Origin of the sequence: Methylocaldum sp. (genome assembly GCF_035627495.1) — a bacterium.
Taxonomy (GTDB): domain Bacteria; phylum Pseudomonadota; class Gammaproteobacteria; order Methylococcales; family Methylococcaceae; genus Methylocaldum.
Map to the genome: position 1 here is coordinate 17,913 of NZ_DASPLO010000128.1, position 9,597 is coordinate 27,509.

Here is a 9,597-nt window from a genome sequence, read left to right on the forward strand (position 1 = left end):
CTTGACCGATTGGGCGCCGATTGCGCCGGGCATTCTCAAAGCGCTCGTCCGAAGACGCGAAACGGGATCGTACATAGTGCCTCCTCCGGAACTTGTGGGAACGAGGGTCAACTTACGCGCCGGAAGGGTGAAATTCAGTGAAATATTCCCCTTTTTGATGTGACAAGCTCACAAAATGAGGGGGGAAAGCTTACATATCCGCAAGCTTTCCGGGGAGTTGCTTTGGACGAGATTTGAGGAGAGCTCAGAGTTCGGGCGGTAAAAGGCGGTGTGGGAGGTTTGCGGCTCGGAAAGAGACGCCACTACCTTGGAGGAAGGCGGAGGGTGCGCGTGGCGCACCCTCCCGGTCAGTTCAGCACGGTTTGCAGCTTCCGGATCCCCAATAAAATCGGTACCCCGGCGGACAGGAAACGCCGCAGATCGATGCGACATAGAGAGTAGCCCCGCCAACAAAGACAGCCCCTATCAGCGGCTTTCTATACCGTTTCAGGAATTCCAAAGCCGCATTGCTTTTGGGCTGTTGTGATGTCTGATCGCTCATACGTCCCTCCTGGTTTGGCGTGCATTTCGGGACATCGCGATGACGTCCTCAGAATGCCAGCGTGAGTTGAAAAAACATCGTCCTTTCCGGAATAAACAAAGGCATTTCCTCCACACGCCTCGTTCGAAGACCGAAGGCGTTCTGCCCCAGGAAATCGAATTTTTGATCCAGCAGGTTTTTCACGACGAATCCTGCCGTGCCATAACGATAGGGTAGACGATATTTCAGGGAAAAATCGACAAGCGCGAACTGGTTGTCGTCGTGATTCTTCAAAGTCTCCTCTTCGCCCTCGAAGGCTTCCTGGTTGACATAGGTAACCGTGACCGTGGTCGATAAGCCTGAGGGATGAAAATAGCTCAGGCTCAGCGGGGCAATATGGTTTTGATAGAGAGTTAAATTCCCCGCTGAAAAAATATCGTACTGATACTCCAGGCTTGCGGCGAAATTATCGTTGATTGCCCAATAGCCGTAGGCGCGGTACAGCATTTCCTCCCGTTTCGACATAAAGCTCGGCGCATCCAGAGCCACGCCCAGGGGCAGAGGGACGATTACGTCGCGCAACGAGGCCTCCACGCCGACCATGAGATCGGACGAAAACTTGTGATCCAGGCCGACGCCGTAACGCCTCGCATCCGTGGCCGGGTAGTTGTCGAAGAACTGGTTGAACCCGGCGATCTGAGTCGGCTCGATGGTCACGTCTTCCTCGATGCCTCGATCGAAGGTGCGGAATGCGGCGAGGCGCAAGACCGTGTCGGGCGTGAACTCCCACATCAGCCCGAGTTTCGGGTTGACCTGGTCGTAATCCCCGACCCATTGGTTCCGGGACGAATCGTAGCTGACTCCCAGCGTCCAGGTCATGGCGCTCGGATAGCGGATATGGGAATAGAGATAGGCGTTGCTGTGCCGGATGTCGTAGGCGATTTTCTCGGCGAAAAAGCCGAAGTCATCGGACACAGCGGCGGAAATGTCGCGGCTGCCGCCGCCCAGGATCAGATCGAACGGGTCGCGCCGGTAGATGTACTGGGCTTCGCCCATGAAGCCGCGCTGGCTGACGGTCGTCGAGATATCTATCGGCATCCCGAAAAATGAATCCTGCTGGCTATTACTCCGCAAAGTATCCAGATACATGGCCGAAAAAATCAGGTCGGAGTTCGCGGTGGGCGAATAACGGAGGCCGGTCCGCACGCTATCGGTTTTCAGTTCGCGCTTGAAGGTGTCGTCGAAATCCTCCAGATCGCCGTTGTAGAACAGATCGCCGTGCTCCAGATGCCGGTGGCGGTATTCAGCCTGGATGCTGAGGCCGGGGTTGATCATCCCTTGGGCGAAGACGTTGTAGATGTCCTGGCGCAAATCGTTGTTCTTGCGGAAGCCGTTGGTCTCGTAATGGAATTGGCCCAGGCTGTAGGAGAAGTTGTCCCACAGTCCGGAGTGCACCAGTTCTTCCCCGTGGGTGTCGTTGCTTCCGGTGATGCCGGAGGCCTGGAAGTTGAAACGATCCCGCGTGAACATGGGATTGAACTCGTTGAACGAGAGCCGCGAAGGCCCCGCGCCGTCCGGGATCAGCAGCCGGCTCTCGGCCAGATGGGGCTGCACCGGGGTGGTGTTGATCGGTTGCAGCAACTGGGACTGCAACAACTCGCTGGCGCGGGCGATTTCGTGCCGCGGCAGGGCGGAATAGGAGTCGGCCAGGAGCCGGTGCGCCGAATAATTGGCCGGCTCGATGCCGAGCGAGCGCCAGCCCTCCACGACGGCCCGCTGGCCGAAGCCGAGATCGGTGTAGATGCGTCCCAGGGCGGCGCTGCGGGCGGCCAGATCGTCGTCCAAGGCGAGCTTGGAGCGGTAGACCGCCCGATTGCCGTTCAGCTCGATCGCTTGTTGCAGATCCTTGAACGCCTCAACCGGCCGGTTTTCGGTCTGCTTTTTGATGGCGTCGTAGAACCAGGGCGTTGGATCGTGTGGATCGAAGATCTTGGCGAGATCGAACTGCTTTTCGGCGACCGTGTTGCGCTTTTGCTCGTAGTAAGCCTTGCCGAGATAGCTGCGGATCAGGGCATCGCTGGGGTCCAGGCTGGCGGCTGTCTCGATGGCCGCCGTGCCCTCCTGCAATTCGCCCCGCCTGACCAGAGCCAGTCCCAAGCCGAAGCGGGCCAGGGGATTGGCCGAATCCAGTTCGGATGCCCTACGGAAACTCGCCACCGCCTCGGGGGTATCCCCATCCATGAGTTCGACGAAGCCCAGCACGATATGGGCACGGGGATGGCGCGGGTTGATTTGAACGGCGCGATCGGCCGTTTTCCGCGCCTCCGACCACCGGTCCAAGGCGGCCAGCAGTTCGGCGCGGCGTGCATGAATCAAGGCGTCGTCATTATTGAGCTGAACGGCGCGGTCGATGCTTTTAAGCGCTCCGTCGATATCGAAATCGGCTTGGCGAGCATAGGATTGTGCCATCCAGCCCAAAGACGAGTTCGGGTCGTTCCGAACCGCCGCATTCGCCAATTCGAGAGCTTCGGCCTTTTGGTTACGAGCCAAAGCGATGACGGAGCGCAGCGCATCGATAGGCGCGGGCTTTGTTGCTCCCCTGGAATATGCGGTCAGAAGCGGTTCCGCTTCATCGGCCCGCCCCACGCTCAGCAGCAAGCCGGCATGCAGGGCGGCGAAATCGGCGTCGCGGCTTGCTTGCGATACGCGGTCCAGCGCGTCCAAGGCTCCGACGATGTCCCCGGCGGTGTAAAGGCGAATTCCCTCGGCGACGTGTTCGTCGCGGACTTGCGCTCGAAGAGCCGTGTAATCCACGAGTGGCGGGAAATAGAGTGCCCACTGGACGGCGTTTTCCGGATGCATCTCCAATTCGAGGCGCGGCGCCTGATTCTCTAAAGCAACGGCGGTTTGACCGTCTTTAAGCAAAACTCGTCCCTCGGCATTCGAGGTTTCGACCTCGCCTTCAAAGACCGTGACCTGTCCGCCCTGCGGTCCGGCCTTGATGAGGAACTCGGTTCCCTTGATCGCGGCATTAACGAAAGGCGTCCGGATGTCGAGCGGTTTGGGCGTTCGGCTCCTGGCGAACAACGCGCCGCGGAGCAGCTCGATCCAGGACGGCTCTTCCGCTTTCACCTCGGAAAAAACGACTATGGTGTCCTGGTCGAGGGACAGATAGGTTTGGTTCGGCAATTGCAGCGAGGCGCGGCTGCGGATCAGGGTGCGGATCTTGTCGCCGGGGCAGAAGAGCTGTTGGCTCTCAACCGGCGACCAGGACGGGTTTCCGGATGACTGTATGTCAACTTGACCTTGAGCCGAAACCAGGCGGGCGGTCCAGTTATCGCACGCGCCGACAGCTTCGGGACAGCCTGCGATAAGCGCGGCAACGATTGTCAGAAAAAATCCAGCGGGGTTTTGCATCGATCTGGTGAGCTATTTTCGTGTTGTTATTTGGTCAGCGGATGGGCCGCGTCCGATTTTTCGATACGAATGCCAGGAGGCTGGGTGCCTGCAGGGTGTGGCATCCCGAGGCGTGCCTCACACGTTTTGAGATAAAACCGGGCCGGTCCGTCGTCGGGCAATTGTAAGACAAGCTGAGCAAAGGCGGCATGGGCCTCGGGCCACCGCTCGGCTTCAAAGTGGGCCAAGGCAGTCTGAAACCGGGAATTAAATTCTTGCAAATGGGGCGCGCGCCAACCCGACCGGGAAATCAATTCGGCTACCGATACCGGCTTCATTTTCCCCGCCAGGAGAAATTGTCCCAAGCGTCTGGCGCGGTCCTCGGCAACGCCGGCAAGCACCGCTTCCGACACCAGGATTTCGGTGCCCAGTATCTTGTTCAAGGCTTCCAAGCGTGCGGCGATGTTGACCGTATCGCCGATCGCCCGAATCTCGCCGCGACTGTCGGTGCCGACGTAACCGATGCGGAGATCGCCGCAGTGAATTCCGATCCGGACCGGAAAATCGAGCCCATGATATCGTTCGAACCGGCGGACCGCCTGCTGGATTTCCAAGGCGGCCTGCAGTACGTTGCGTCTCGTTTCCGAGTCGTCTCCTTCGGCGGTCCAAATCGCCAGCATGGCATCCCCGATCACGTCGGAAATCCATCCCCCATGCCGCGATACGGGCTGAAAGAGGATGCGGTAGTAATCGTTCATCAGATCGGCGAGAGCCATCGGCTCCATGGTCTCGGCCAAGGACGAATAACGCCCCGCGTCGGTGGCGAGGCAAATGCCGCGGGCCAAACGTCCGTACGACGGCAACGCCTTTATGTCTTCATCGCGGGTCAGTTGACTGAACACGTCTACGGGAATGAAACGCTCGATCACCGACTGCATTTTTTCTTCGCGCCGGACGCGCCGCAGATAGCTGAGAAGCAAACAACCCATCGAAGCTGCCGGTGCTTGCCAAATCAGCGGGATGAGGAGCGGCAGCCACAACCCGTTGGCACGAAACAGCGCCCATGCCGTTAATAAATACCCCCCGCTCAACGCCGCGATAAGGGTCAGAGCCCTTTGAACGGAAAGCAGTTGAGCGCATGAACCGAGCGCAAGTCCCCAAAGGACTAGCCAAATAAGCTCCTTCAACGGCGTAAGCGCCGGCAGTACCGATTTGCCTTCGAGCAGGTTGGCCAATGCGGTCGCCGCCAATTCCACGGAGCTGATCGTGGAATAGGGTGAATGAAAGAGACCTTCGGTATTTTCGGGTTGAAAATCCTCAAGGTATCCGACCAAAACGATCTTGCCCTTGAGCAGTCGCTTTAGTTCTGCGGGTGGTGAGGCAACAAGCTGATAATAAGGAATCGTCGGAAACGTGCGGGCGGGACCGTAATGATTGAAGTAACGCGCTCCGGTATTTTCATGAGCGCGCAACAAAGAGCGCAGCACTTGGCGAATTTTTTCGGGTATCGATCTTTGCTGTAAATCTTTTTCGAGGATCGGAAGCAGATCGGCCCGAGATTGGAGGAGAGCGGTCAGATCCTTCTGCAAGGCATCGAACTGCTCTCGTTCCATCGGCTGACGTTTGAGAAAGCCCGCAGCGTCGGGTGCGGCGCTCATGAAGGCACCGACAAGATCATCGTGGGCCGTACGCCAGGCGTAGGCCAACAGCAGTCGTGTGGGCAGCGTGGCCTGATTTTCCTCTCCGAAGAAGACGAGAAATCGGTTTATCCCGTTGTCGTCCTTCGGCAGCAGGAACGGCGCGGTTGCCAGGGCCGCACCGGCCAACGTATCGGTGGGATGTATCACCGATTCCAGGTAAACGCCCGCATAAACCTGCCGGGGTTTGACGTAATCGGTCAAAACGACGCTTCTCATGCGGCGCATCGCATCCGCCATCACCCGGTCATCGTCGAGGTCGGACGCCGGACTGAAGAAAAAGACATTGAACGCGAGCAGTTCGACTTCGGATGCTTGTACATTGCGAATGACATCCGCGTTGAGTCGGCGAGGCCATGACTGGGGTTCGTTCGGCGTCTGCAGGCGCAATGCGGAATCGTGATCGATCCCCACGATCACAATATCTTCGGGGGGCCTTTCCGCGCCTCTCAAGCGGTAAAGCAGGCCGAGATCGAATTCTTCTTCGAGCTGCGTCAAGACGGGCAGGAGGCTGAGTATCAAACCGCTGAGCGCAATCAGAAGCGGCGCTCGACAGAGTCGAAAAACCGCAGGCACCAAGCGGCTTCGGACGCTCATAATCTAATTCGGGCGCCGGAGTTCGCGAGTTGAAGAGCAGGACGGTTACTGGCTGATATCACTACAATCAAATCCCGAAGAGAATCCCGATCGCAAGAATCCGTCGCCATATCGGTCGTCACAGAATTTGTCATCCCGGGCTCTTGGAGCTGTCCATGATAGCCTAAGGTCCCGCCGGCTCTTGTTCTCGGAGCCTAATACATTATACGAAGTGGAATTGGTAAATACGTCACGGAATAATTGTTTGCTTCGTCCTAAGCTAATCGCGCGTAGGAGACGTTCGAGAGATTCGGCCGATGAAGACAAATTCCCATCAAAATGAATCGGACCTGGAGATTCATACATTTCGCTTGCGTTTCGAAGGCGCCGCCAATATAGCCCTCGATACAAGCGGATATTGGTGCGGCGCGGATGGGCGCCTGATCGAGGGCGGCGATACTCTCAACGGGAAACTGCTGCTGGCCTTGACGGCATCGGAACTTGAACGCGGGCGTTTGCTGATCGTCCCCGTCCCTACCGATGCGTTTCACGCCCGCCAGGTTACGGCGGAAGATCTGCTCTCGTATAACGCATTCGAGCCGCAGACAACGCTCAATCCCGAGGTGCGGCACCATATCCTTCCCGAAATTCCGGAATCGTTATGGCGGTTCTGGTCGGTATACCGGGGACTTGTCGTCAGTCGCCCGAAACCGGCGTGGGTTGCCATGCGGAGCTGGTAGGGTCGGTGAGTATGAGGCTCCGAATTTCAAAGCACCATTATCAGTTGATTTCCGAAAACTTCGACCTCGTGATGGGTCAAGTCTACGATTTGATGGGCGCACTCCTGCGTTTGGGCGGGGTCGTCGAAAAAGCCCATCACGACGCCCGCGACGGCATAGACATGGCCGTTGAAAGTACGAATGACGCGTTCGACTACAGTATCCATTGAAGTCCTCCTTGGAAGTCGGCGTACTTCAGCAATTTCTGCGGATAAGTTCGTTCAAGCAGTAAAGTTCGGAACGTTTAAATCGCTGCATAGCTAGCAATTCCCCTGCCTTGCCAAATGCCCTGTCATGCTTTAGCTTAGCCCCATGTCCGTAAGGCTGGGGGTGCCCTGCTGCGGTTCTTGATGAGATTGGTCACTCGTAAACCGATCCATCAAGCGTCTCCAAGAGATGGACGTCTGCAGGGCTGAGAAACACCCTTCGAACCTGATCCGGTTAACACCGGCGTAGGAAAGCCTGTCCTGAGCTTGGCGAAGGACCCGTCTTGCCTGCGCCCCCTTTTTCCGTTTTTTACCCAGGAGAAAGCGATGAGCGCATTTCCCGAAGAATTCTTGCACGATGCCGTAACCGCCAAACGAGCCTCCATTCAACCGTTCGCCTCGTCGGAAAAGATCTATATCCAAGGCAACCGTCCCGATGTCCGCGTGCCCATGCGTCAGGTCGTCCAGTCCGATACCCCGGCCAGTTTCGGCGCCGAAAAAAATCCACCGGTTTATGTCTATGACACCTCGGGGCCTTATACCGATCCGCAAGTAAGTATTAATCTGCGTCTGGGCTTGTCCCCTTTGCGCGATGCGTGGATTAAAGAGCGCGGCGATACCGATGAACTTTCCGGGCCGAGTTCCGAGTATGGGCGCAAGCGCCAGGCCGATGTCGCTCTCGCCCATCTCCGCTTCGAGCACATCCGCCGGCCGCGCCGCGCCAAATCCGGGGCGAACGTCACCCAGATGCATTACGCCAGAAAAGGCATAATCACTCCGGAAATGGAGTTCATCGCCATCCGCGAAAATCAGCGACTGGAAGCCATCAGCGAGATGTACAAATTCCAGCATCCGGGCGAATCCTATGGCGCCTCCATACCCAAGATCATCACCCCGGAATTCGTCCGGGACGAAGTCGCTCGCGGCCGCGCCATCATCCCGGCCAACATCAATCATCCGGAATCCGAGCCAATGATCATCGGCCGCAATTTCCTGGTGAAGATCAACTGCAACCTGGGCAACTCGGCCGTCACGTCGTCCATCGAGGAAGAGGTGGAAAAGATGCTGTGGTCGATCCGCTGGGGCGGGGACACGGTCATGGATCTATCCACCGGCAAGAACATCCACGAGACGCGCGAGTGGATCATCCGCAATTCGCCGGTGCCCATCGGCACGGTACCCATTTATCAAGCTCTGGAAAAAGTGGACGGCAAGGCCGAGGAGCTGACCTGGGACATTTTCCGCGACACTCTTGTAGAGCAGGCCGAACAAGGTGTGGATTACTTCACCATTCATGCCGGCGTGCGCCTGGCCTATATCCCGCTGACGGCGAAGCGCGTGACGGGCATCGTGTCACGCGGCGGTTCTATCCTGGCCAAGTGGTGTCTGGCCCACCACCGCGAAAATTTCCTCTACACGCACTTCGAGGAAATCTGTGAAATCATGAAAGCCTACGACGTGAGCTTCAGCCTGGGCGACGGTCTGCGGCCGGGTTCCATCGCCGACGCCAACGACGAGGCCCAGTTCGCCGAACTCAAGACTTTGGGCGAGCTGACCGAAATCGCTTGGAAACACGATGTCCAGACCATGATCGAAGGCCCCGGCCACGTACCGATGCATATGATCAAGGAGAACGTGGAGAAGCAGTTGGAGCTTTGCCGGGAAGCGCCCTTCTACACTTTGGGACCGCTTACCACCGACATCGCACCGGGTTACGATCACATCACCTCGGCCATCGGCGCGGCGATGATCGGCTGGTTCGGAACCGCCATGCTCTGCTACGTCACGCCCAAGGAGCATTTGGGATTGCCCAACAAGCAGGACGTTCGCGACGGCATCATCGCCTACAAGATTGCCGCCCATGCCGCCGATCTGGCCAAGGGCCATCCGGGCGCTCAGGTTCGCGACAACGCCTTGTCCAAGGCACGCTTCGAGTTCCGCTGGGCTGATCAATTCAACCTCAGCCTCGATCCGGAAAAGGCTGTGGAGTTCCACGACGAAACCCTGCCCCAGGAGGGCGCCAAGCTCGCCCATTTTTGCTCCATGTGCGGTCCGCATTTCTGCTCGATGAGAATCACCCAGGATGTGCGCGATTACGCCCAAACCCACGGCCTCAAGGAAACCGAGGCATTGGAGGCGGGTATGGAGCAAAAGGCGGAGGAGTTCGTTAACAGCGGGGCGGAGATTTATCGGAAGGCGTAATGTCCACCGATTAGCCGCGAAGCCGTGCCGAGCGGAAAAATATTACGGAGGGAGCCGGATTGGATTGACGGCGGATGCGCCTAGGTTCTGTTGACATTTCAACGCAACCAGATGAGTGCTGAGACGAAGCGAAGAAAGCCCATGAAGTTACGCTGCAATTTTTCGAAGCGGGCAAAGATTCTTCGGAAGTGTTTGATTTTGCCAAAGAAGCATTTGATCAA

At 57.7% G+C, this 9,597-nt stretch carries 5 protein-coding genes and 1 riboswitch; of the genes, 2 read left to right on the forward strand and 3 right to left on the reverse strand.

Going from position 1 to position 9,597, the window contains the following annotated elements:
- Window positions 1-589: 589 nt before the first annotated feature.
- Both VEB01_RS10210 and VEB01_RS10215 read right to left on the reverse strand, forming a co-directional pair.
- Window positions 590-3,937 (reverse strand): TonB-dependent receptor domain-containing protein, encoded by a 3,348-nt coding sequence (locus VEB01_RS10210; protein WP_324875117.1) that lies wholly within the window; start codon window positions 3,935-3,937, stop codon window positions 590-592.
- A 26-nt stretch (window positions 3,938-3,963) separates the two neighbouring features.
- Window positions 3,964-6,210: an adenylate/guanylate cyclase domain-containing protein gene (locus VEB01_RS10215; RefSeq protein ID WP_324875119.1), complete on the reverse strand. Its 2,247-nt coding sequence runs from the start codon at window positions 6,208-6,210 to the stop codon at window positions 3,964-3,966.
- 296 nt (window positions 6,211-6,506) lie between these two features.
- Here VEB01_RS10215 and VEB01_RS10220 point away from each other — a divergent pair, with 296 nt between their 5' ends.
- A complete protein-coding gene (locus VEB01_RS10220; RefSeq protein WP_324875121.1) occupies window positions 6,507-6,929 on the forward strand; it encodes a hypothetical protein in 423 nt (140 codons plus the stop codon).
- A gap of 26 nt (window positions 6,930-6,955) precedes the next feature.
- On the opposite strand, the gene VEB01_RS10225 is transcribed toward VEB01_RS10220, so the two are convergent.
- Window positions 6,956-7,135, reverse strand: coding sequence for a hypothetical protein (locus tag VEB01_RS10225; protein ID WP_324875123.1), 180 nt, complete (start codon window positions 7,133-7,135; stop codon window positions 6,956-6,958).
- Window positions 7,136-7,284: 149 nt separating this feature from the next.
- A riboswitch (TPP riboswitch) is annotated at window positions 7,285-7,444 on the forward strand.
- Between the two features lie 57 nt (window positions 7,445-7,501).
- On the opposite strand from VEB01_RS10225, the gene thiC reads away from it, so the two are divergent.
- Window positions 7,502-9,376 carry a phosphomethylpyrimidine synthase ThiC gene (gene thiC, locus VEB01_RS10230; protein WP_324875125.1) on the forward strand — a complete coding sequence of 625 codons (1,875 nt, stop codon included), beginning with the start codon at window positions 7,502-7,504 and terminating at the stop codon, window positions 9,374-9,376.
- Window positions 9,377-9,597 lie beyond the last annotated feature (221 nt).

Coding starts and splice junctions, on each gene's coding strand:
- VEB01_RS10220 (WP_324875121.1), top strand. CDS start 6,507: ATGAAGACAAATTCCCATCAAAATGAATCGGACCTGGAGATTCATACA.
- VEB01_RS10215 (WP_324875119.1), bottom strand. CDS start 6,210: ATGAGCGTCCGAAGCCGCTTGGTGCCTGCGGTTTTTCGACTCTGTCGA.
- VEB01_RS10210 (WP_324875117.1), bottom strand. CDS start 3,937: ATGCAAAACCCCGCTGGATTTTTTCTGACAATCGTTGCCGCGCTTATC.
- VEB01_RS10225 (WP_324875123.1), bottom strand. CDS start 7,135: ATGGATACTGTAGTCGAACGCGTCATTCGTACTTTCAACGGCCATGTC.
- thiC (WP_324875125.1), top strand. CDS start 7,502: ATGAGCGCATTTCCCGAAGAATTCTTGCACGATGCCGTAACCGCCAAA.